At 63.5% G+C, this 21,838-nt stretch carries 19 protein-coding genes and 1 riboswitch; of the genes, 11 read left to right on the plus strand and 8 right to left on the minus strand.

The window, feature by feature from the left end:
• The first annotated feature begins 48 nt into the window (after nucleotides 1-48).
• The 3 genes from LB558_RS04595 to LB558_RS04605 are packed head-to-tail and all read left to right on the plus strand — an operon-like array spanning nucleotide 49 to nucleotide 3,682.
• A complete protein-coding gene (locus tag LB558_RS04595) occupies nucleotides 49-1,869 on the plus strand; it encodes a sensor histidine kinase (RefSeq protein ID WP_224696434.1) in 1,821 nt (606 codons plus the stop codon).
• The gene (locus LB558_RS04600) at nucleotides 1,866-3,257 is read left to right on the plus strand and encodes a sigma-54-dependent transcriptional regulator (RefSeq protein ID WP_224696435.1); all 1,392 of its coding nucleotides are present in this window, start codon (nucleotides 1,866-1,868) and stop codon (nucleotides 3,255-3,257) included. The genes LB558_RS04595 and LB558_RS04600 overlap by 4 nt, the downstream gene beginning before the upstream one ends.
• On the plus strand, nucleotides 3,254-3,682 hold the full coding sequence (locus LB558_RS04605) for a GNAT family N-acetyltransferase (RefSeq protein WP_224696436.1): 429 nt from the start codon (nucleotides 3,254-3,256) through the stop codon (nucleotides 3,680-3,682). Before LB558_RS04600 ends, LB558_RS04605 begins: the two co-directional genes overlap by 4 nt.
• Here the strand turns inward: LB558_RS04605 and LB558_RS04610 are convergent, their stop codons facing one another.
• Nucleotides 3,683-4,798 carry an anhydro-N-acetylmuramic acid kinase gene (locus tag LB558_RS04610; protein ID WP_224696744.1) on the minus strand — a complete coding sequence of 372 codons (1,116 nt, stop codon included), beginning with the start codon at nucleotides 4,796-4,798 and terminating at the stop codon, nucleotides 3,683-3,685.
• 371 nt (nucleotides 4,799-5,169) lie between these two features.
• On the opposite strand from LB558_RS04610, the gene LB558_RS04615 reads away from it, so the two are divergent.
• From LB558_RS04615 to LB558_RS04630, 4 genes are all read left to right on the plus strand, one after another.
• Nucleotides 5,170-5,859, plus strand: a complete 690-nt coding sequence (locus LB558_RS04615) for an SDR family NAD(P)-dependent oxidoreductase (RefSeq protein ID WP_224696437.1) — start codon at nucleotides 5,170-5,172, stop codon at nucleotides 5,857-5,859.
• Between the two features lie 335 nt (nucleotides 5,860-6,194).
• On the plus strand, nucleotides 6,195-6,905 hold the full coding sequence (locus LB558_RS04620) for a substrate-binding periplasmic protein (protein WP_224696438.1): 711 nt from the start codon (nucleotides 6,195-6,197) through the stop codon (nucleotides 6,903-6,905).
• A 2-nt stretch (nucleotides 6,906-6,907) separates the two neighbouring features.
• Nucleotides 6,908-8,269, plus strand: a complete 1,362-nt coding sequence (locus LB558_RS04625) for a dicarboxylate/amino acid:cation symporter (RefSeq protein WP_224696439.1) — start codon at nucleotides 6,908-6,910, stop codon at nucleotides 8,267-8,269.
• Nucleotides 8,266-9,063 (plus strand): aspartate/glutamate racemase family protein, encoded by a 798-nt coding sequence (locus LB558_RS04630; RefSeq protein ID WP_224696440.1) that lies wholly within the window; start codon nucleotides 8,266-8,268, stop codon nucleotides 9,061-9,063. Before LB558_RS04625 ends, LB558_RS04630 begins: the two co-directional genes overlap by 4 nt.
• Before the next feature lie 6 nt (nucleotides 9,064-9,069).
• On the opposite strand, the gene LB558_RS04635 is transcribed toward LB558_RS04630, so the two are convergent.
• Together LB558_RS04635 and LB558_RS04640 are read right to left on the minus strand one after the other, a co-directional pair.
• Entirely contained in the window at nucleotides 9,070-10,425 is a 1,356-nt protein-coding gene (locus LB558_RS04635) for a glutamine synthetase family protein (protein WP_224696441.1), read from the minus strand.
• Nucleotides 10,426-10,670: 245 nt separating this feature from the next.
• Nucleotides 10,671-11,369, minus strand: coding sequence for a GntR family transcriptional regulator (locus LB558_RS04640; protein WP_127255201.1), 699 nt, complete (start codon nucleotides 11,367-11,369; stop codon nucleotides 10,671-10,673).
• Between the two features lie 384 nt (nucleotides 11,370-11,753).
• On the opposite strand from LB558_RS04640, the gene ftsZ reads away from it, so the two are divergent.
• Complete coding sequence (ftsZ, locus tag LB558_RS04645) at nucleotides 11,754-12,791, plus strand: cell division protein FtsZ (RefSeq protein ID WP_224696442.1); 1,038 nt, start codon at nucleotides 11,754-11,756, stop codon at nucleotides 12,789-12,791.
• Between the two features lie 52 nt (nucleotides 12,792-12,843).
• On the opposite strand, the gene fba is transcribed toward ftsZ, so the two are convergent.
• From fba to LB558_RS04660, 3 genes are all read right to left on the minus strand, one after another.
• Entirely contained in the window at nucleotides 12,844-13,908 is a 1,065-nt protein-coding gene (gene fba / locus LB558_RS04650; RefSeq protein WP_013532928.1) for a class II fructose-bisphosphate aldolase, read from the minus strand.
• A gap of 162 nt (nucleotides 13,909-14,070) precedes the next feature.
• The gene (locus tag LB558_RS04655) at nucleotides 14,071-14,544 is read right to left on the minus strand and encodes a 6,7-dimethyl-8-ribityllumazine synthase (protein ID WP_224696443.1); all 474 of its coding nucleotides are present in this window, start codon (nucleotides 14,542-14,544) and stop codon (nucleotides 14,071-14,073) included.
• A 76-nt stretch (nucleotides 14,545-14,620) separates the two neighbouring features.
• A riboswitch (FMN riboswitch) is annotated at nucleotides 14,621-14,780 on the minus strand.
• Between the two features lie 67 nt (nucleotides 14,781-14,847).
• Nucleotides 14,848-16,017 (minus strand): MFS transporter, encoded by a 1,170-nt coding sequence (locus LB558_RS04660; protein ID WP_224696444.1) that lies wholly within the window; start codon nucleotides 16,015-16,017, stop codon nucleotides 14,848-14,850.
• 49 nt (nucleotides 16,018-16,066) lie between these two features.
• On the opposite strand from LB558_RS04660, the gene LB558_RS04665 reads away from it, so the two are divergent.
• Nucleotides 16,067-16,606, plus strand: a complete 540-nt coding sequence (locus tag LB558_RS04665; RefSeq protein WP_224696445.1) for an Lrp/AsnC family transcriptional regulator — start codon at nucleotides 16,067-16,069, stop codon at nucleotides 16,604-16,606.
• A gap of 135 nt (nucleotides 16,607-16,741) precedes the next feature.
• Here the strand turns inward: LB558_RS04665 and mtnA are convergent, their stop codons facing one another.
• Together mtnA and mtnK are read right to left on the minus strand one after the other, a co-directional pair.
• On the minus strand, nucleotides 16,742-17,836 hold the full coding sequence (mtnA, locus tag LB558_RS04670) for an S-methyl-5-thioribose-1-phosphate isomerase (protein WP_224696446.1): 1,095 nt from the start codon (nucleotides 17,834-17,836) through the stop codon (nucleotides 16,742-16,744).
• A complete protein-coding gene (gene mtnK / locus LB558_RS04675) occupies nucleotides 17,833-19,107 on the minus strand; it encodes an S-methyl-5-thioribose kinase (protein WP_224696447.1) in 1,275 nt (424 codons plus the stop codon). Before mtnK ends, mtnA begins: the two co-directional genes overlap by 4 nt.
• Before the next feature lie 135 nt (nucleotides 19,108-19,242).
• Here mtnK and LB558_RS04680 point away from each other — a divergent pair, with 135 nt between their 5' ends.
• Nucleotides 19,243-20,754, plus strand: a complete 1,512-nt coding sequence (locus tag LB558_RS04680; protein WP_224696448.1) for a sugar ABC transporter ATP-binding protein — start codon at nucleotides 19,243-19,245, stop codon at nucleotides 20,752-20,754.
• A 75-nt stretch (nucleotides 20,755-20,829) separates the two neighbouring features.
• Entirely contained in the window at nucleotides 20,830-21,825 is a 996-nt protein-coding gene (locus LB558_RS04685) for an ABC transporter permease (protein ID WP_023808756.1), read from the plus strand.
• Nucleotides 21,826-21,838: the final 13 nt, after the last annotated feature.

The following is a 21,838-nucleotide window of genomic DNA, read 5'->3' on the forward strand; positions in this document are numbered from 1 at the left end:
CTGGAAGCAGGTACCGATAGCGAATCCCCTGGATCAGCCGGCCGTGAAATGTTGCGCGAAGCGGTGGCGCGGCTGCGCGATGGGCGCTGGCTTGCCGTGGTCGTCGCCTTTGCCTTCCTGGCCGGCGCGATCGCCATCGCCGGGCGCATCGCCTCCGGCCAGGCTGCCGACAATCTGCGCGACACAGCGCTTGCCGCACTGCCGCTGGCGGCGGGAACGTTGACCGGCGAAATCGAAAAGCAGCGCCTGGTTCCCCTGGTGCTGGCCCGCGACGATGCTGTGCGCGGCGCGCTGCGCCGGGCCGGAAAGATGCAAGAAGCGGCCCTCAACGACAAGCTCAAAGCGATTGCCGGCGATGCCTCGGCATCCGCCATCTATGTCATAGACACAGCGGGCATCGCCATATCAGCCAGCAATGCCGGCGAGCCGACCAGCTTTGTCGGCATCGATTATAATTTCCGTCACTATTTCCAGGAGGCGATGGCGAAGGGCGCGGCCAGCCAATATGGCCTCGGCACGATCAGCGGCAGACCGGGTCTTTACCTCGCGAGCCGCGTCGACGATGGCGGCAAGCCGCTTGGCGTTGCGGTGCTGAAAGTCGAACTCGACGGCGTCGAAGCCAATTGGCGCTCCAGCGGCTTTCTGGTTTTCGTCACCGATGAACGCGGTGTGGTGCTGGCCACCAGCCAGCCCGACTGGCGGTTCCGTGCGCTGGCGCCACTCTCCGCCGAAGACGCCGCCGCCGCCCATGACCAGCTTCAACTGGCCGATGCCGGCTTCGAACCGCTGCCGATATGGCGCGGCGCCGGCGACGGCCTGGCGACGATCGACAACGCGGGAAGGCCACGCCAGTTCGTCGAGGTGGTGCAGGATTTGCCCGGTGCAGTCCCAGGCTGGCGTCTCTGGCTGCTGACGCCTGCCGACGCTGCCCTCTCGTCCGCCGCCAACACGGCGCGCCTGACCACGCTGCTCGGGCTGCTGCTGACAGGCTTGCTTGCCTATGTGCTCACCCGGCGCCGGCGCACGCGCCGGCTGCGGCAGGAGGCGCTAGCGCGGATGAATGCCGAGCTGGAGAGCCGGGTCAGCACGCGAACGGCCGAGCTGACGCGCTCCAACACCGCACTTGCCGGCGAAATCGCCGAGCGCGAGAACGCCGAGGCCAAGGTCCGCCGGCTGCGCGACGATCTCGCCCAGGCCAACCGCCTTTCCATCCTCGGCCAGATCGCCGCCGGCGTCGCGCACGAGATCAACCAGCCGGTCGCCGCCATCCGCACCTATGCCGAGAATGCCGGCCGTTTTCTCGAAACCGGCAAGACCGGACCGGCGAGCGGCAATCTGACGTCGATCGTGTCGATGACCGAGCGCATCGGCGCGATCACGGGCACCTTGCGCACCTTCGCCCGCCGGCCGGGCGTCGCCGCGTCGCCGCTGCCGGTGCGCGAGGCGATCGACGGCGCGCTGTCGCTGCTGTCCGGGCGCATCCGCGATTCCGGCGTGACCATCGTCAAGCCGCGCGGCAGCGCCTCGCCGGCGGTCATGGCGAGCCGCATCCGGCTGGAGCAGATCCTCGTCAATCTGTTGCAGAATGCGCTGGATGCGATGAAGGACCAACCCGATCCCCGCATCGAGATAGACCTTGCGGAGCGAGACGACAGGGTGCTGATTTCGGTGCGTGACAATGGTCCCGGCCTCGGCCCGGAAGCAGCCGGCAATCTGTTCATGCCGTTCCAGACCACCAAAGAGAAGGGGCTCGGTCTCGGGCTGGTGATCTCGCAGGAGATTGCCCAGGAGTTGGGCGGCACCTTGCAACTCGATCCCGGCAACGGCACCGGCGCATCCTTCACCATCGACTTGAGGCGAATTGAATGATTGAGGGATCGGGGCTGGTGGCGCTCGTCGACGACGATGCGGACCTGCTGCACGCCACAACGCAATTGCTCGAGCTCGCCGGCTTCACCGTGGTCGCGCGCGACGCCGCCGAGGCAGCGCTTGCCGTCGTCGACAGGACCTTTGAAGGCGTGGTCGTCAGCGACATCCGCATGCCGGGCATGAATGGCTTGCAGCTGTTCGATCGCATCAAGGCGATCGATCCGGATATACCGGTGATCCTGGTCACCGGGCATGGCGACGTCGATCTCGCAGTGGCCGCGCTCAAGGACGGCGTCTACGATTTCATCCCGAAACCCTATGCCGGAGACCGTCTTGTCGAGGCGCTGAAACGGGCATCGGAAAAGCGGCGGCTGGTGATGGAGAACCGGCGGCTGCGCGAAGCCGCGGCACTGGCCGCCGACGGCCTGCCTCTGATCGGCGAGGCGCCCGCCATCAAACGGTTGCGCGAGACCTTGCGCCAGATCGCCGACATGGATGTCGATGTGCTGGTCGAGGGAGAGACCGGGACCGGCAAGGAAGTGGTGGCGGACCTCCTGCACAGATGGGGGCGGCGGCGCGCAAAACCCTTCGTGGCGCTGAATTGCGGCGCCCTGCCGGAGACCGTCATCGAAAGCGAACTGTTCGGCCACGAGGCGGGCGCGTTCACCGGCGCGCAGCGGCGGCGGATCGGCAGCATCGAGCATTCGAGCGGCGGCACGCTGTTTCTCGACGAGATCGAATCCATGCCCCCGGCGCTTCAGGTCAAGCTGCTGCGGGTGCTAGAAACGCGCAGCCTCACCCCGCTTGGCTCGAACGACATCAGGCGCATCGACCTCAGGGTCGTTGCCGCGACCAAGGTCGATCTCGGCCTTCAGGACCAGCGCGGCGATTTTCGCGAAGATCTGTATTTTCGCCTCAACGTGGTGACGCTGCGCATTCCGCCGCTGCGCGAACGCCGCGGCGATATCCCGATGCTGTTCGGGCATTTCCTCGGCAAGGCGGCCGAACGGTTTGGCCGGCCGGTCGCTAAGGTGAATGCAGCCGTCAGCGTTCATCTCCAGTCGCATGACTGGCCGGGCAATGTGCGTGAGCTCGCCCATTTCGCCGATCGCGTCGCACTTGGCCTCGGCCCGGACGATGAGGTGAGGGCGGTCTCCGCGCACGCGCCGGAACCTGCGGCAGCATTGCCCGAACGGGTCGGCCAATACGAAGCGCAGCTCATCCGCGACGCGCTGCGCGACCATGGCGGCGACGTGCGCGGCGCCATCGACGCGCTCGGCGTGCCGCGCAAGACGTTCTACGACAAGCTCAAGCGCTACGGCATTGCCGCGTCCGAATTTCGCAATGGCGGTGATCCGGATCCACAACCTGTCTCGGAAAAGCGATGAACACGACACTGGAAACGACGGCAAATCCCTTGCCGGAAGAACTCGCCTTTCTCGGCGAAAGGCTGACAGCGTTCAACGACGGCGATGTCGGCGCTTCCGAAAGGAAGGCGCTTGCGGTGTTCGTGCGCGACGAGGAGGGCGCGGTCGTCGCCGGCATTTCGGGCTACACCGCCTGGGGCTGGCTTTACGTGCAATGGCTCTGGGTCGATGAGCGGCTGCGCGGTCAGCACATGGCAGGCCAGATGCTGGACGCGGCCGAACGGGAAGCCGTTGCGCGCGGCTGTCAACACGCTTGGATCGACACCTTCAATCCGAAGGCCGCAAAGGTCTATCAGCGCCAAGGTTATCAGCCTTTTGGCGCGCTCGCCGATTTCCCGGTCGGCCGCAGCCGCATCTTCCTGCAGAAGAAGCTGGTTGGCGACTGATCAGCCGGCCAACTTTCCGCCGCGCATCGGCTGCGGTGCGCCGGTCGTGCTCGGAAAACTGATCGGCAGGCCGCGCAGCACGCGAACCGCGAGAAAGGCAAAGCACTCCGCCTCGACCGCATCGCCGCTCCAACCGAGGCTTTCCGCCAGCACCACCTCGACTCCAGCGCGGCTGGCCAGCATTGCCATCATGGTCGGGTTATGGCGACCACCGCCGCTGACCACCAGCTTTTTAGGCCGGCTTGGTAAGAGGTCGAGTGCCTTGCCGACGGCGCCGGCGGTGAATGCGGTGAGCAAGGCGGCACCATCCTCGGCATCCAGGCCGTCCGCCATCGCGGCACCGAAATCGAAACGGTCCAGCGATTTCGGGTAGGCTTTGCTCAGATAAGAGTGCTGCAGCAGCTTGGCCAGCCGGGCCTCATCCACCTTACCTGCACGGCCAAGCGCGCCGTCGCGGTCCATTTCGCCGAGCCCTTTCGACTTGATGAAATCGTTCAGCGGCGCGTTAGCCGGTCCGGTGTCGAAGGCGACGACATTGTCGGCGCCGTCCCACCAGGTGATGTTGGCGACGCCGCCGAGATTGAGTACGGCGACCTCGCCGTTGGCGCCGGCGCTGCGCATCAGCGCGGTGTGATAGACTGCGGCCAGCGGCGCGCCTTGCCCGCCGGCGCGTATGTCGGCCGAGCGGAAGTCGTATGCGACCTTGGTGCCCAATATGGCATGCATCAGTTCACCGTCGCCGAGCTGCCGGGTCTGGCCCAGCCGTCCAACCTGCGGCGCGCGATGCAAAACGGTCTGGCCGTGAAAACCGACGATGCCGATATCGGCCATCGTCATGCCATAGCCTTCGACCAACTCCTTGACGGCCGCCGACTGCGCGCGCGTTAGGGCTTCCTCGGCGGTACGAAAGATCGCCGGCTCCGGCCCGACAAAATTCCAGGCCCGAGCCTGCGTCAGCGTCTCTTCCAGCAGGGAGCGGATCGACGCGGGATAGGGCATCAGCCGATAGGTGCCGAAATCCTCGATGCGCTCGCCATCGGTCTTGATCAGCGCGACATCGATGTTGCCGTCAAGGACGGTGCCGGTCATCAGGCCGACGGCCCAGATTGGTTCCATAGTCGTTTCCTTGTTGAGCATGATCTTTTCCGAAAACCATTTCTCACTTTTCAGGACCATGCTCCAGTCCCCATTGATGAGATCGCCGACAGCTTTACGAAACCTAACGATTCTACCGGCGAAATGTCGGTCGGGTGAACCCGGTTGGCGGGCAAGGTCCAAGCCTTGCCACTGTCGAAGTGGCGGTCCCGGTGGTGAAGGCCGAGCGCCTTCGTGGCGCGACAGGCGATGCCGGACCGCGCAACGTCGGTTCTGCAGCCCGTCTGGCTCAACAGCCGCCGAGATGCCACCTCTTGCCTGTCAGCCCTGAAGGCGCGACCTTGCCTGATCTGGCGAACGCTTCCGCCGAAATCCGCAAGGAGAGAAAAATCATGACATCCGATGTGGCCGTTATTGCAGGCGCAGGCGCCGGTCTGAGCGCCTCGCTTGCGCGCCTTCTCACCCGGGAAGGCTTTCGCGTGGTTCTGGCCGCCCGCAACGTCGAGAAGCTAAGCGCGCTGGTCGACGAGACCGGCGCGCTGGCCGTCGAGACGGATGTCGCCGACGTTGCATCCGTTGCCAGACTGTTCGACACCGCCGACAAGGCCGGCTCGCTGGCACTTGCAGTGTTCAACGCCAGCGCGCGCACCCGCGGCCCGGTCGCCGAACTCGATGCCGAAGCGGTCAAACAGGCATTGCTGGTCGGCGCCTATGGCGGCTTCCTGGTCGGCCAGCAGGCGGCGCGCCGGCTGCTGGGGCGGGGTTCCGGATCGATCCTGTTCACCGGCGCCACCGCCAGTGTGAAGGGGTTTTCCGGTTCGGCCGGCTTTGCCATGCCGAAATTCGGCCTGCGCGGCCTGGCGCAGTCCATGGCCCGCGAACTCGCTCCGCAGAACATCCACGTCGCCCATTTCATCATCGACGGCCAGATCGAGCCGCCCGGACAGGTGGCCGAACCCGAACGGCCGGACCGCCGCCTGTCGCCGGATGCCATAGCCGAGGCCTATCTCACAACCCATCGCCAGCATCGCAGCGCCTGGAGCTCGGAGCTTGAGTTACGACCCTGGATTGAGACGTTTTGACAATCCAGATGATCGCCTAAGGGCCAGCTGATCGCCCGGCGGGAAGTAACGCGATCCTTCCGCCATTCCTTGTATATTAGGCGATGCTCATACTTTTTAGCGCTAAGCTGCTTATCCAATACATAAAAAGACACAGTGTAATATATACGTTTGTTTAACGTCGGTTGTGCATGTTGCTGGCTTTCCCGGGTTAATTGAGAACGCGCATGCCGGTTACACGTCGTACACTGCTTGCGGCCGGGAGCGGCGGGTTGCTGATCTCGCAAGCCCGGGCAGCCAGCACTCCGGGACAGCAGGCGGAGAACGCCCCTCAACCTATCGCGAGCGGAGATGCATTGCGCATCGCAATGCCGGCCTTCGCTTCCAATCCGTTCTTCCCGGCCGGCGGCTCGGGGGACGATGGCATAGACATGGAACTGGCCCACGGCATTGCCGCGGCGCTTGGCGTCGAGCCGGTGTTCGACCGATCCGCCGCAACGTTCGACGATATCGTCAGACAGGTCAGTTCCGGACAGGCCGACATGGCGATTGGCAAGCTCAGCCGGACGCTTCAGCGCGGCCGGTCGATCATCTATTCACGCCCCTACGCCATGCTGCGGCAAGGGCTGATCGCCAATCGCCTCAACCTGGCGCGTATCGCGCAAGGCAAACCGCCCGAACAGATCGTCCGTGATTTCTCGGGCGATCTTGGCGTCATCGAGGGCTCTTCATTCGCCACCTATGCCGCCACGACTTTCCCGCATGCGCAAATCCACCGCCTGGCAAGCTGGGATCTGATCATCGATGCGATCCGAAACGGGACGATCGACATGGCCTATCGCGATGATTTCGAGATCAAGAAGCTGATGGTCGACGATCCGTCGATGACGGTCGTCGCGCGCTCGATCACGCTGACGGACAAGGTCGACACGATCGCAGTCGGCGTGCGGCCGGACAATCCGCATCTCGCGGCCTTCGTCGATCTCTATCTCGATCTCGCGCGGGGGCAGCAGGTTCTCAACACGGACGAGATCATCGCCCGCTATCGCATGGGGAGCAAAGCCTGACGATGGCCATCTCCGACGTAGCCGGACCCCTGCCTTTCGACTGGCGCCTCGCGGCAAGGCGTATCTTGCGATCTCCGGTGACGACGATTGCGATGATTGCTGCAGGGATACTGTGCGGCCTCTACTATCCAGATTTTGCCCATGCGATCAGCCCTGTCGCACAGCTCTACCTGAATTTCCTCAAGATGGTCGTCCTGCCCTATTTGGTCTCGTCGGTCATCTTCTCCATCACGGCGATGGTCCAGGACCCGAAATCGGTCCGCTACCTCGGCAAGGTGGGTATGGCCGTGCTGGTCGTATCGTTTCTGAGCGTGCTGGTGAGTGGCACATTGTCGCTGATCCTGCAACCGGGTCAGATCGAAAACCCACAGTCGCGAATCGAGCTTGGCGAGTTCATCAATTCGCAAGGCAGCGTATCCACCGATCTCGCCTTCCCGTTCCAGCCGCCGCCCTCCAATGGGGATCCCAATGGCGGGCACTCGATCCTGCTCGACCTGGTGCCGAACAACGTCTTCAATGCACTGGCCTCGGGCCAGACCATTCAGGTTTTGCTGTTCTGCCTGCTTTTCGGTCTCGCCATGGGGAGGATTCCCCAGCCCTCGTCGATGAGCCTGACCCAAGCGCTCAATGCGGTCTACCGGGCCTGCACGGTCCTCACCAATTGGTTCATCTGGGGGTTGCCTTTTGCAACCTTCATCCTGATCGCGGACCAGACGGCGTCGACCGGAACCAAGCCGCTCACGCTGATGGGCGGCTACCTGCTGGTGATGGGTCTTTCCTGCCTTATATTCGTTGCCGGGGCCTTTGCAATTATCGCCATCCGGTCGCGACGGAGCTACTGGACGACGATCAAGACCTGCCAGCCGCTTCTCATGGTGGCCATCACCACACGCTCCTCGGTCGCCTCGCTTCCATGGGTCATCAACCTGTTGGGCGAGCGCCTGCGATTCAACCTGGTGGTCGTCGAACTGCTGGTGCCGCTGCAGGCGGCACTGCTGCGCACTGGCCCGGCGCTGCTCTATACCTCGGGTGCGCTTTTCATCGCTCAGCTCTACGGCCATCCGCTTGCCGTCCCGGACCTCTTGCTCGTCGGCATCCTCTCAGCGCTTCTCGCGCTCACCACCGGCGGCATGGGCAGCCTGCTCATCCTGTCGCAGATGTCCATCGTGTGCGGCTACCTGAAGCTTCCCTTCGAGGCGGCGTTCGCCCTGTTCGTCGCGGTGGATGCGGCCGTCGACACGTTCATGACGCTGGCCAGCGTCTGCACGGTCGCGGCGAGCACGGCAATGATCGCTCCCAGCCACAGGGAGGCGGCACAGCCTGAAACCGTCTCGGAACAGCTCGAAGCCGAGCCTGCCAGATGATCGACGACAGCATCCGTCCCCAACTCGGCATCATCGGCGGCCTCGGGCCGCTTGCATCGGCTGACTTCTACTTCAAGCTGACCCGGATGACCCAGGCGTTCAGAGACAACCAACATGTCCCTGCCGTGATCCTCAGCGTGCCGCAGCTGCCCGACAGGACCGAAGCCATCCTTGCCGGTCATGACGGCCCGCTTGCGCCCTTGAAAGCCGCGGTCTCGACGCTCAATACGCTCGGCGTCGCCTGCATCGCGATGCCATGCAACACCGCCCATCATTGGTACGAACAACTGGCGGCGAATTCGCGCGCGGAAATCATCCATATCGGCGACGCCGTGGTGGCGGAGACGCGTCGTAGCCTGGAGCGGGGCCGGGTTGCTGTTCTCGCCACCCAGGGCACGCTGGTCTCCGGCTTCTATCAAGACAGGATGTCGGCAGCAGGATTTGAGTTCTGCCTTCCCGCGAACACCGAGTTCCAGGCGTGCGTCGACAGCGCGATCAGCCTCGTCAAGGCTGGTTCGATCGCGGATGCGGCTGTCGAAACCGAGCGCGCGCTGGATATCGCGCAAGCGGCCGGCGCCGATGCCGCCCTGCTCGGCTGCACCGAACTGTCGGTGGTGGCGGCCAGCCTCAAGGACGTGAATGGATCGCTCGTCATCGACAGCAATGCGGCCCTGGCGCGCGCCTGCCTGACGCGATTGGGTTTCGGTGCGCAGGAAGCCCGAGGGTTGCCGACCGTATCGCGGCCGCCACGACATGACCGACCGATGCGCGCCAGCGTGGCCGTACTGGCCTAGGCCGATCTAGACACTTTCGAGGTATGTCTCGATCTCGAAATCGCTGACATTGAGCGCGAACGTGTTCAGCTCCTGGCGTTTGCAGGCCACGAAGGAGTCGCGCAGGATTGCGGGGAATATCTCCGCCACATGCGTCCCGCCCTCGAAGGCGGCAATCGCGGACGCCCAGTCCGGCGGCAGCTTTGCCGGCGGAAGTCCCTGGCCGTCAGTGCTGATCGGATCACCTGGCGATATTTGTTTTTCAATGCCCGTCAGCGCGGCGCCCAATATGGCCGCAAGCACCAGATAGGGATTGGCGTCGGCTCCCGAAACGCGATGCTCGATACGGCGCGCAGCGGTCGGCCCGCCCGGAATGCGGATCGCGACCATGCGGTTCTCATAGCCCCAGGCGACCGCGGTTGGCGCATAGGATCTTGGGCGCAGCCTGCGGTACGAATTGAAGTGTGGTGCGAACACCAGCGTGCTTTCGGCCATTGCCGCGAGCAGGCCTCCGACCGCATGGCGCATGGTCTCTGAGCCCTGGTCGGTGCCGTCGTCGAAGACGTTGCGCCCTTCACCGTCGACCAGGCTGAAATGGACGTGGAAGCCATTGCCGGCGCGGTCGCCATAGGGCTTGGCCATGAAGCAGGCGGCAAAGCCGTGCTTGCGGGCAATGCCTTTCACCGTGCGCTTGAACAGCACCGCATCGTCAGCCGCCCGCAAGGCGTCCGCGACATGGTTCAGATTGATCTCGAACTGACCGACGCCGTTCTCGGCGATGGCGGTGTCGACGGGAATGCCTTGCGTCCGGCAAGCCTCATAGACGTCATGGATGAAGGATTCGAAATCGTCGATCTCGTCGATCGACAGCGCCGCGTCGGAATCGAGACGGCGTCCGGTCACCGGCGAGACAGGTCCGACCGGCCGCTGCGATTGCGGATCGACGAGATAAAATTCGAGTTCCGTTGCCGCGACCGGGGTCAGGCCCAAGGCCTTGTAGCGATCCAGGATGCGGGCCAGCGCCCGTCGCGGGTCGCCGAGATAGGGCGCGCCGCTTTCGTCGGCAAGCCAGAGCGGGACAAGTGCCGTTGGATGCGCCGTCCAGGCCACCGGCAGAATGCCGCGTCCTGTCCACTGGCACAGTCCATCGGCATCGCCGGTCGAGAAAACCAGGCTATTGCCTTCGATGTCTTCGCCCCAGACATCCAGTCCGATCAGCGAAAAAGGCATGCGCAGCTTGCCTTCCAGCGCCTTCCTTGCCTGCTCGACGGGAATGCGCTTGCCACGCATGATGCCGTTGAGGTCGCACACCGCCGCCCTCAGGCTCTGGATGTCGGTCCTACTTTCAAGCCAGTTCAAAACGTCCGCAATTGCATCGCCCAATTTATAACCTCTGGTTTTTGAAGGTGCCGCAGCCTGACCGGCCGCACGTCCCTGGTAAAAATAGCTCGTGAGTTTTAGGAAACCAGACTTGGCTGTCGCCAAGTGCTTTTCCTTATTTTTTCAAGTCACTAGCTGGGATGTCGGGAGGCATTACAAAACCAATTGCGCGATCTGCGATCGCAACATAAAGGGAAGAGGGCGGAAAGCCAAGGGGCGTTGCCCAAATCGCACAAACGCGACGCGCATCAGTTTCTCGCCTTCGGAAATCTCGCCTGCTGCAGTATGTGCGAGGCCCCTTCGTCGATGTCGCGCACGATGGCCGCGCGGGCGCGCTCCCCATCCTGGGCCTCGATCGCCGCGACGACTTCCTCGTGAAAATCGATGTCGAGGATGGAGGCGAGGTTATCCTCGAAACCCATGGCAAGGTTCCTGAGGAAAGGGCCGACCTGCATCCATACGGTTTCGATCAGGAATATCATCTGCTCGTTGCCGCAATGGCGGTAGATCGAGAATTTGAAGTCGTGGTTCTTGCGCAGATAGTCGTCGATATCGCCTTTGCGGGCCGCCAATGTCAGGTCGGTGGCGTGGCGTCGGATCGTGCGCAGATTGTTTCCGTTGATGCGTTCTGTCGCCAGTTCGGTCGCCGAGCCTTCGAGGATCGTCCGCACCGCAGTCAACTGCGAAAACCGTTCGGCCGATATCGCCGGCACCTCGACGCTGCCGTTCGGCATCGGGCTGAGCGCCCGCAGCGCCTGCAGCCGCATGAAGGCGCTGCGCACCGGCATGTCGCTGGTGCCGAGTTCCCTTGCGAGTTTTCGCGACGTCAGCTTCTGGCCCGGCGTGAACTGGCCGGACATCAGCGCCCGCACAAGTTCCAGATAGACTTTTTCATGCAAGGGAACGGTGTCAACGGCGGTCAACCCGAATTGTGTTTTGTCGGCCATTGGCGGGGCGCTGCTTCATCGGTTCAGAAATCTGTACGGCCGGCTGGTTTCGCCGCTGGGGATTCTGCGTGCCGAGTCCGGCGAGAACGCCGAAGTCAGCGAATTATCAAGTACATGATAGACGCTTCGATCGTTGCGCGGCAAGCCGACGCGTCGCACCAAGCTGACGCTTGATTGTCAGGCATGCGGCGTCTCTGCCACGCTGTGCAAAACGGTCATCACAAATCTTGACCTCGCATGCACTTGCACCTCTGGCCGCTGTCTGGCTTTTTGGGGTACCCATCGCAACGGACTGATTCGCGTCATGCCGCTCGATTGCAATATGCCCAAGGCAGTCTGCGGGTGGGTCGTGAAGCGCGCGCAATTGACTAAGGAGAAACAGGCATGGCCGAGTTCAAGAAGCCCGAAATCTCCGAGATGAGACCCAAGATCACCGTTATCGGCGTTGGCGGCGGCGGCGGCAATGCCGTCAACAACATGATCGCCGAGCAGCTTCAGGGCACCGAATTCATCGCCGCCAACACCGACGCCCAGGCGCTGACCATGTCCAAGGCAACGCGGCTGATCCAGCTTGGCGCGCATGTCACCGAAGGATTGGGCGCCGGATCGCTTCCCGAGATCGGCCGCGCCGCGGCCGAGGAATCGCTCGACGAGATCATGGACCATCTGGCCGGCACGCATATGTGTTTCGTCACCGCCGGAATGGGCGGCGGCACGGGAACCGGTGCAGCTCCAATCATCGCCCAGGCGGCGCGCAAGGCCGGTATCCTGACTGTCGGCGTCGTCACCAAGCCTTTCGCCTTTGAAGGCCGGCGCCGCATGCAGATGGCCGATGAGGGCATCGAGCGGCTGCGCGAGAGCGCCGACACGGTGATCGTCATCCCGAACCAGAACCTGTTCAGGATCGCCGATGCCAAGACCACCTTCGCCGACGCGTTCGTCATCGCCGACCGGGTGCTCTATGCCGGCGTCAGCTGCATTACCGACCTCATCGTCAAGGAAGGCCTGATCAATCTCGACTTCGCCGATGTGAAATCGGTGATGCGCGACATGGGCCGCGCCATGATGGGCACCGGCGAGGCGTCCGGTGAAGGTCGGGCGATGAAGGCGGCGGAAGCCGCGATCGCCAACCCGTTGCTCGACGAAGTGTCGATGAAAGGGGCCAAGGGCGTGCTGGTGTCGATATCGGGCGGCAGGGACATGACCCTGTTCGAGGTCGACGAGGCCGCCACCCGCATCCGCGAAGAGGTCTACGAGGATGCCGATATCATCGTTGGCGCCATCTTCGACAAGGGCATGGAAGGCCGCTTCAGGGTCTCGGTGGTGGCGACGGGCCTCGATCGTGCGTTTGGAGCAGAAGATGCCGATGCCGGCATCGCCCGCGACCACGCCGGCCAGCCGCCAGCGCGGACGCTTCAGTAGGATCTGACAAAAGGGCAGGGCGCCGTCGCGCTCCTGCCCTCAGGCGTTCAGTTCAGCCGAACTTCGGATCGAGGCTGCCTGACTTGTAGCGCTTGGCCATCTCGGCAACCGGCAGCGGCTTGATCTTCTGCGCGTTGCCGGCGGTGCCGAACTGTTCAAAACGCTCCTTGCAGAGCTTGCGCATGGCCGCCATGGCCGGCGTCAGGTATTTGCGCGGATCGAACTCGCTCGGATTCTCGGTCAGCACCTTGCGGATCGCGCCGGTCAGCGCCATGCGGTTGTCGGTGTCGATGTTGATCTTGCGCACACCGTGCTTGATGCCGCGCTGGATCTCCTCGACCGGCACGCCCCAGGTCGGCTTCATCTGGCCGCCATATTTGTTGATAATCTCCTGCAGGTCCTCAGGCACCGAGGATGAGCCGTGCATGACCAGATGCATGTTCGGCAGCCGGCGGTGGATCTCCTCGATGACGTTCATGGCCAGCACTGCGCCGTCCGGCTTGCGCGAGAATTTGTAGGCGCCATGGCTGGTGCCCATGGCAACCGCCAGCGCATCGACATGGGTGTCCTTGACGAATTCGACCGCCTGTTCGGGATCGGTCAAAAGCTGGTCGTGGCTGATGGCGCCTTCGACGCCGTGGCCGTCTTCCTGTTCGCCGCCGCCGCTCTCCAGCGAGCCGAGCACGCCGATCTCGCCTTCGACGGACACGCCGCCCCAATGCGCCATGTCGACGACACGCTTGGTGATGCCGGAATTGTAGGCGTAGTCGGCCGGCGTCTTGCCGTCTTCCTTCAGCGACCCGTCCATCATGACCGAGGTGAAGCCGTACTGGATAGCCGTCACGCAGGTGGCTTCGTTGTTGCCATGGTCGAGATGCATGCAGACCGGAATGTCGGGATGGATTTCGACCAGCGCGTCGATCAGCTTGGCCAGCACCACGTCATTGGCATAGGCGCGCGCGCCGCGGCTGGCCTGCAGGATGACCGGCGATTTGGTCTCCTCGGCGGCCTCCATGATGGCGAGGCCCTGTTCCATGTTGTTCATGTTGAAAGCGGGCACGCCGTAGCCGTATTCGGCAGCGTGGTCGAGCAATTGTCTCAGTGTTATGCGAGCCACCCAATAGTCTCCCGTATCTGGTTTCAAGCGCAACGTCGCGGGCCGGCCGGTTGCCGGTCGGCCCTTGATGCTTCTGGCGGGATTTCAACGGAACCGCAACCTTCAGAGCTCTTCTCGATCGCAATTCTTGTTGCAGGGTTGAAATCCGGCCGTTTTGGTGACTTAAGCCGCGATCAACTCCCGCGCCGCCAGGAGTTGCACGCAGGCGTTCGCCGCTTCCTTGCCCTTGACCGTGAAGTGCTCGAAGAAGAAGCGGTGGTGGTCGGCGCTGTCGTGGTAGTTGTGCGGGGTGAGCACCGCCGACAGTACCGGAACCCCGGTCGACAGCTGCACGTTCATCATGCCGTCGATGACAGCACTTGCGACGAACTCATGCCGGTAGATGCCGCCATTGACGACAAAGGCGGCGCCGAGGATCACGGCATAGCGACCGGTCCCGGCCAAGGTCTTGGCGTGCAGGGGAATTTCATAGGCGCCCGGCACATCGAAGACGTCAACAGTGAAGCGCTCGCCTCCGATGTCGCCCAGTTCCGCCTCGAAGGCCTGCACGCATTGGTCGACGATGTCGGCATGCCAGCGCGCGCGAATGACGGCGATGCGAACAGTTTCATAGTCTTTATGGGAATGCTGATTCATGGGTCCATCCTTCCGTTTCGAACCAGAATCAGGACGCACGACACGGATTAGGCCCGCGAGAGCGGGCCGGCTTCCGTTTCGTTCTCTTCCATCCGGACTGTAACCGTCGGCTCCGGAATCACACCGGATCTGCTGACCTTTCCCCCCACGTTGATACGTGGACCGGAAAGCGCTCGCGGGCTTGGGCCGAAACCCTTACCGCCGGTGGGGACTTTCACCCCGCCCTGAGAACATTAACGCCGTTTTTATGGAAGGGGAGGGTGCTGCTGTCAACCAGGAGAAGGTTGGGCCAAGCACGTTCGACTACCTCGTGCGCCACGCCGCCGCCCAAGCGGCAATCAGCATCAGCAATGCCGCGACCATTGCGCAAATGGCAAAACCAAAGCTGGAGTAGAGCGGCCCGAAGCTGGTTGTGCCGACGAAGACCGCGAGGTAAGTCACCGCGCTGTTCAGGCCCATGATCGCGCCGCGCCGCGACGGATCGAGTGCAGACAGGCGCATCACCAGGACATTCAGGCCGAAATGATTGGCCAGTCCCCAGATCGCCACCATGGTCAAGGTCAGCCCGAAACTGCCGCTCGTCATGGCCATCGCGACGTAGACGACGGCGACCAGAAGATAGGCAAACGGCATGACGCGCCGCGCACCCAGTCTGTCGATGACGCCGTCGAGCAGAGCAGCCGTGCCGAAGCCTATGCCGTAGGCAAGCGCCGCCAGGCCATTGGCGCTCACCGGCTGTCCAAGCCCGACATGAAGATGGTCGCCGAGATAGCCATAGACGCCGTAGAACGAAGTCATGAAGGCCGCGCACGCGACCAGCAGCGGCAGGATTCCGGGAATGCCAAGCGCTTCCAGCGGGGCTGGCGCCGGTCCGGCCTTCCTGATGTCGCTAAGCGACGTCACTGTCAGCCCCATCCATGCAAGCGCCGCAAGCACCGCGACGGCTGCGAAAACGGCGCGCCAATGCACAAGATCGGCAAGCACGGCCGAAAGCGAAACGCCGGCGACCATGCTGAGCGTCCATCCGGTCAGCACGACGCCGATCGTGCCGCTCTCTCTGCCCGGTGGGGCGATGGCCGCGGCGCTGGCATAGATCGCCGGCATGGCGATGCCGGCAGCGATGCCGGCCAGCAGCTGTGCGGAGACCAGCATGATCACCGTGGGTGCGGCGGCACTCGCCACCAACGCCAGTGCCAGCAGCGACAGTGCGCCCTGCAGCATCCGGCGTGCGCCGAGCCGGTCGATGTAGCGGGCGAGGAACAGGGCGCTTGCGGAGGTGCCGAGGCCGAACGCGGCCGCCGCAATCATCACGGCCTGTACGCTGGTTCCGAACGACGAGGCGACAGCCGGTGCAATCGGACCCAGCACGAGCGAGTTCGAGCCGATGACGGCGATGCAGCCCGTCAGCAGATAGGCAAGCGCCGGGATCGGGGCTCGGGCATTCGTCTGCGCAACTTGATCAATGTTCGACATATCAGCATAATGGCCGTATTCTATTCAGCGGAGAACCAGGAATTTCGCCATGGATGAAGAAACAGATGGCATTCTGCAGAACAGGCCAGCGGCCCGCGATCTCGACGCGATAGACCGAAGAATATTAGGTGTCCTGGTCGATGATGCCACGATCAGCTACGCCGAACTCGGCGATCGCGTCGGCTTGTCGCCGCCGGCAGCGCATGAGCGGGTCAAACGGCTCCGGCGCAGCGGCGCTATCCGCAACACGGTCGCCATCATCGATCCCCGGGCAGTGAAAAAGCCTTTGCTTGCCTTTGTCCATATCGACACCAGGGGCTGGGGAAAGACGCCGGAACTGATGGCGGTCTCGCACTATCCCGAGGTCGAGGAGATCCATACCGTCGCCGGCGATACCTGCATGCTGCTGAAGGTCCGCACGGAAGACACCAGAGCCCTCGAAGGTCTTTTGGCGCGCCTGTACGAAACGCCGGGGGTCACCTCGACGCGCAGCTATGTGGTTTTATCGACCTATCTGGAGCGGCCGGTGCAGCCGGGCATTACCGAGACATGGCCGACGCCGAAGCACATGGCCGAGCCTCTGTACTGAGCAATTCCAGGAAAAGTGTGAAACGGTTTTCCCGGGAAAAGCGCGCAGCGCTTTCCCTTGGGAGTTGCGTCAAAACGAGGAGTTGGAGCGGCTAGCCGTTTCCGTGAAACGGTGAGCTGCTCTAGAAGCGAGCGGCTACGCTCGCTCGGGAAACATCGCCTTCAGGCCCTCGCGCGATGCTTTGGCAACGCCGCGTTCGGTGATCAGGCCGGTCACCAGCCGCGCCGGCGTCACATCGAAGGCCGGGTTGGCCGCAGGCGTCGTCTCGGGCGAAATGCGCACCTGGGCAATCTCGCCGGCAGCGGTCTTGCCCCAGACCAGCGAGACCTCGTCGGCCGAGCGCTGCTCGATCGGGATCTCGGCCAGTCCGTCATGCACAGTCCAGTCGATGGTCGGCGACGGCAGCGCAACATAGAACGGCACGTCATTGTCGGCGGCGGCGAGCGCCTTCAGGTAGGTGCCGATCTTGTTGCAGACGTCGCCGTCGGCGGTGGTGCGGTCGGTGCCGACGATGACCATGTCGATCGCGCCGCGCTGCATCAGATGGCCGCCGGCATTGTCGACGATCAGCGTGTGCGGCACGCCGTGGCCGGCCATCTCCCAGGCGGTCAGCTGGGCGCCCTGGTTGCGCGGCCGTGTCTCGTCGACATAGACGTGGACCGGAATGCCGGCCTCCGTCGCCAGGTAGATCGGCGCGGTCGCCGTGCCGTAATCGACTGTCGCCAGCCAGCCGGCATTGCAATGGGTCAGGATGTTGACCGGCTCGCCCTTCTGCTTTCGCGCCGCGATCGCCTTGATGATGGCAAGACCGTTCTCGCCGATGGCGCGGTTGAGGCCGACATCCTCGTCGGCGATCTCGCCAGCGCGCCGATAGGCGGCTTCAGCGCGTTGTTCCGTTGGCAGGGGCCGCAGGAAGCGCCGCATTTCGTCGAGCGCCCAACGCAGATTGATCGCGGTGGGGCGCGTCTCGTGCAGTGTTTCCCAGACCGCATCGAGCGCTGCATCCGACGCATCGTCGGCCATCTGCATGGCGACGCCATAGGCAGCGGTGACGCCGATCAGCGGCGCGCCCCGCACCCACATGTCGCGGATGGCGGTGGCGATGCCGGCAACCGTGCCGATGGTCTCGATGCGGAAATCATGCGGCAGCCAGCGCTGGTCGATGATATCGACCGAACGGCCGTCGTCGCTCAGCCAGATGGTGCGATAGTGGCGGTCGCCGACGTTCAAATGCTGTTCTCCTGTTCGATCAGCGTGGCCAGTTTGTTGACCTCGTCGATGCTGTGGATCTGGCGCCGGTTGACGGCGAGATGGCGACCGAATTTCAGCGCCTTTGCTTCACAACTGGCGCGCAGATCCTCGTCGGCAATGGTCTCGAAATCGGCATTGTGGGCGAGGCCGAGGATGCGCCGGTGAACCTCGATGCCGGCAAAGCCGAGCAGGTCGGTCCACATCTGGTGCAGCACATGGTCGAGCGCCTGCTCTGAGGCAAGGATGTCGCCCTGATCCTCGAACAGGCTCCTCTGGTAGAGCATGCCGGTGCGTTCGGTTCGCCATAGATGCGAGAATTCGGCGCGGAACACCGCCCAGGTCTCGGTCGTCACCCCGAGCAGATAGGCGCGCATGGCGTCGCGCTTTCCCTCCTGCTCGTGGCCGCGCTGCGAGAAGAAGGACATCCAGAAATTGGCAAGCAGCATGCCGACATCGAAGGCCATCGGGCCGTAGAAGGCGAACTCCGGATCGATCATCCGCGTCTCCGTATCGGTGACCATGATCGAGCCGGAATGCAGGTCGCCATGCAGCAGCGTTTCGGCATTGGCGGCGAAGATGTGCTTGAGCCGCTGCGCCTCGACCTTGAGGTCGCGGTCGGCGCGCAGTTCCGCGACGAGGCCGTCGAGCTGCGGCGAGGTGTGCCGGTTCAGCTTGGCGTCGAAATAGGGGTCGGAAAACACCAGGCTCTCGGTGATGTCGCAAAGCTCGACATTGTCGGCGAACAGCGCCAGATCGGCCTTGCGGTCCTTGGCAGCCATATGCAGGTCGGAGCCGCGAAACAGCGTCCGGGCCATGAACAGGCCGATATCCCGGGCGATACCAGGCAATTGCCGGCCGTCGATCAGCGCACGGCGCAGGATGATATGCGGCGGCGCAAGATATTCCATGATGATCAGCGCCTGACCTTCATCGAAATAATGGATCGCCGGCACCGAGCCCGGCGCGCGTGCCTCTTGCCTTGTCAGCGCGTGATACTCGAAGAAGGAGCGTTTCAAGGGCAGCGGCCAGCTGTCGCCGACCAGGCGAACATAGGGCAAGGCCTGCTTGACCACTGCGGCACCGCTGACGCCCTCGACGATGAACACCAGGTTGAGATTGCCGTCGCCGACCTCGCGGACCTTCCAGGCGCCGGTGTCCTTGCCGATTTTCGCGCACAGCGCGTCGTTGCCGCCAAGGCGGGCAGCCAGGGTTTCGACCGACAGGGCTTCGAACGGCAATTTTTCAGTCATGGTCATCCTCCCGCATATGCGCTCCGAACATAATTGAGGCATGGCGGCCGGGCCAAGCTAGGAAGCGATCTGGCAATTGTCAATCGTGTTGACAATTGCCTATGCAGCCCATAGCGTCATGTCAGGGAGGAACGCATGGTCGGCAATGCCGTGTTCCGCGTAGAGGGACTGAGGAAATCCTTTGGCCATAACGAGGTGCTTGGCGGCGTCTCGCTGGAACTGCATGCCGGTGAAGTCACCGTGCTGATGGGCGCCAATGGCGCCGGCAAATCCACCCTCGTCAAGATCATTTCCGGTGTCTACGAACGCGGCGGTGGGACGATGGCTCTTGCCGACCAGGATTTCGCGCCGAAAACCCCGGCTGAAGCGATCCGCGCCGGCGTCGTCACCGTGCACCAGAACATCAATGACGGTGTCGTCGCCGATCTCGACGTCGCCACCAACCTGACGCTGGACCGGCTGAGCGGCAGCGGTGCGCCGACCCTGTTCAATCCAATGCGCGTGCGGCGAGAGGCCAAGGCGGTCGCTGACCGCATGGGGCTGACCATCGATTTGAAGGCGCGGGTGAGCGATCTTTCGCTGGCCGATCGCCAGATGGTGGCGATTGCCCGCGCGCTGGCGCACAAGCCGAAAGTGCTGATCCTCGACGAGCCGACGTCATCGCTCTCCAGCGCCGAGGCTGATCGGCTGTTTGCACTGATCGACAGGCTACGCGAGCAGGGCGTGGCGATCCTCTACATCTCGCATCGCATGTCGGACATCAGGCGGTTGGCCGATCGCATCGTCTCAATGCGAGACGGGATCATCTCGGGGATCTTCGATAGGAAGCCGCTCGATTATGAAGGCGCGGTCAACGCCATGCTCGGCCGCAAGATCCATCTCGACCAGATCGTCGTCAGAAATTCGGCCAAGGCAGTCCTGACGATCGAGGGTCTACGCATTGCGCCAGGCGCCCGGCCGATCTCGCTGACGGTCGGCGACGGCGAGGTCGTTGCCATCACCGGCCTCGTCGGCGTCGGCAAGACGGCGCTTGCCGAGACGCTGTTTGGCGTGCGCCGGCCGCTCGCCGGCACAATGACGCTGAACGGCAGGCCTTATGCGCCTGAAACAGCCGGCGAGGCGATCGCCGCCGGCGTGTTCCTCGTCGCCAAGGACCGCGGCGAGAACGGCATCGTTGGCGGCTTCAACATCCAGGAAAATATCAGCCTGCCGTTTCACAAGCGCATGTCACGGTTCGCTGTTCTCAAGCGCCGTCTCGAACGCGCCACCGCGCGCCGGCAGATCGAGGAACTGGGCATCGTCTGCCGTTCCGAGAAGGACGAGATGTCGGAGCTGTCCGGCGGCAACCAGCAGAAGGTGATGGTCGCCCGCTGGATGGCGCAGGAGGCAAGGCTGTTCATTCTGGATGAGCCGTTTCAGGGCGTCGATATCTCGGCCCGGCGCGACATTGCCGCCAAGCTCAGGGCCAGTGCCAACGGACGCGCCACGCTTTTGTTCGTCACCGAGCTCGACGAGGCGCTGGAGACCGCCGATCGCATACTGGTCATGTCGGAGCAGACCATCGTCGGCGAGCACCGCAATGCCGATGTTGATCTCGACCGCCTGCTGGCCGAGGTCGCCGGCGGGCCGTTGCACAGCGCCGCCTGAGCGCGGCGATAGGAATTGGAATGGAGAGAGCATGGGTTCGGGTTGGCTAAAGACGGCAGCGCGCGGGAGCGCCGAATGACATTGCGTGACCACGCCATCCGCTACGGCTTCATCGTGCTCCTGTTCGGGCTCGTCGCCTATTTCTCGATCGCCGCCGACGGTTTCGTTTCGCCGCAAAGTGCGGTCTTCATCTTCCAGTCGGTCGCCATCACCGGCGTGCTGGCGCTCGGCGTCACCGCCACGCTGGTCGTCGGCGGCTTTGATCTCTCGATCGGCTCGGTCGCCACGTCAGCCATGATGGCGGCCGCCTATGTGATGGTGGTGCTGGAGCAGAACGCCCTTGTCGCGGTCGTCGTCTGCCTGCTCATCGGCGCCATTGTCGGCCTGATCAACGGCTGGCTGATCGTCTACATGCGCGTGCCCGATCTGCTGGCGACGCTCGGCATGATGTTCCTGCTCGTCGGCCTGCAGCGCATTCCGACCGAAGGCCGCTCGATCGCCACCGGCATGACCATGCCCGACGGTTCGGTCGCCAACGGCAAATTCTCCGACGCCTTCCTGGCGCTCGGCCGCCACCGCTTCGACTTCTTTATCCCGAACCTCATTCCGGTGTCGGTGGTGGTCTTGCTCGTGCTCGCCGTGCTGATCTGGTTCTTCCTCGAATACACCCGCTTCGGTCGCATGATGTATGCCGTCGGCAGCAATGAACGCGCCGCCGAACTCGCCGGTGCTCCTGTCAAGGCATACAAGATCTGGGCCTACGTTATTTCAGGTGTTTTTGCCTCGATCGGCGGCATTTTGCTGGCTGCCCGGCTTGGACGCGGCGACATCGCCTCGGGTAATAATCTGCTGCTCGATGCGGTCGCCGCGGCGCTGATCGGCTACGCGGTGCTAGGTGCTGCCAAGCCGAACGCCTTTGGCACCGCCATCGGTGCGCTGTTCGTCGGCATCTTGCTGCAAGGCCTGACGATGATGAACGCGCCCTATTACACGCAGGATTTCGTCAAGGGCGTCGTTCTGGTCGTCGCCCTTGTCTTCACCTTTGCGCTTTCGGGCAGGGGCAGGAGGTAACTTTCGACCGGAA

The sequence above is a fragment of the Mesorhizobium sp. CO1-1-8 genome, from assembly GCF_020164875.1.
Lineage (GTDB): Bacteria > Pseudomonadota > Alphaproteobacteria > Rhizobiales > Rhizobiaceae > Mesorhizobium.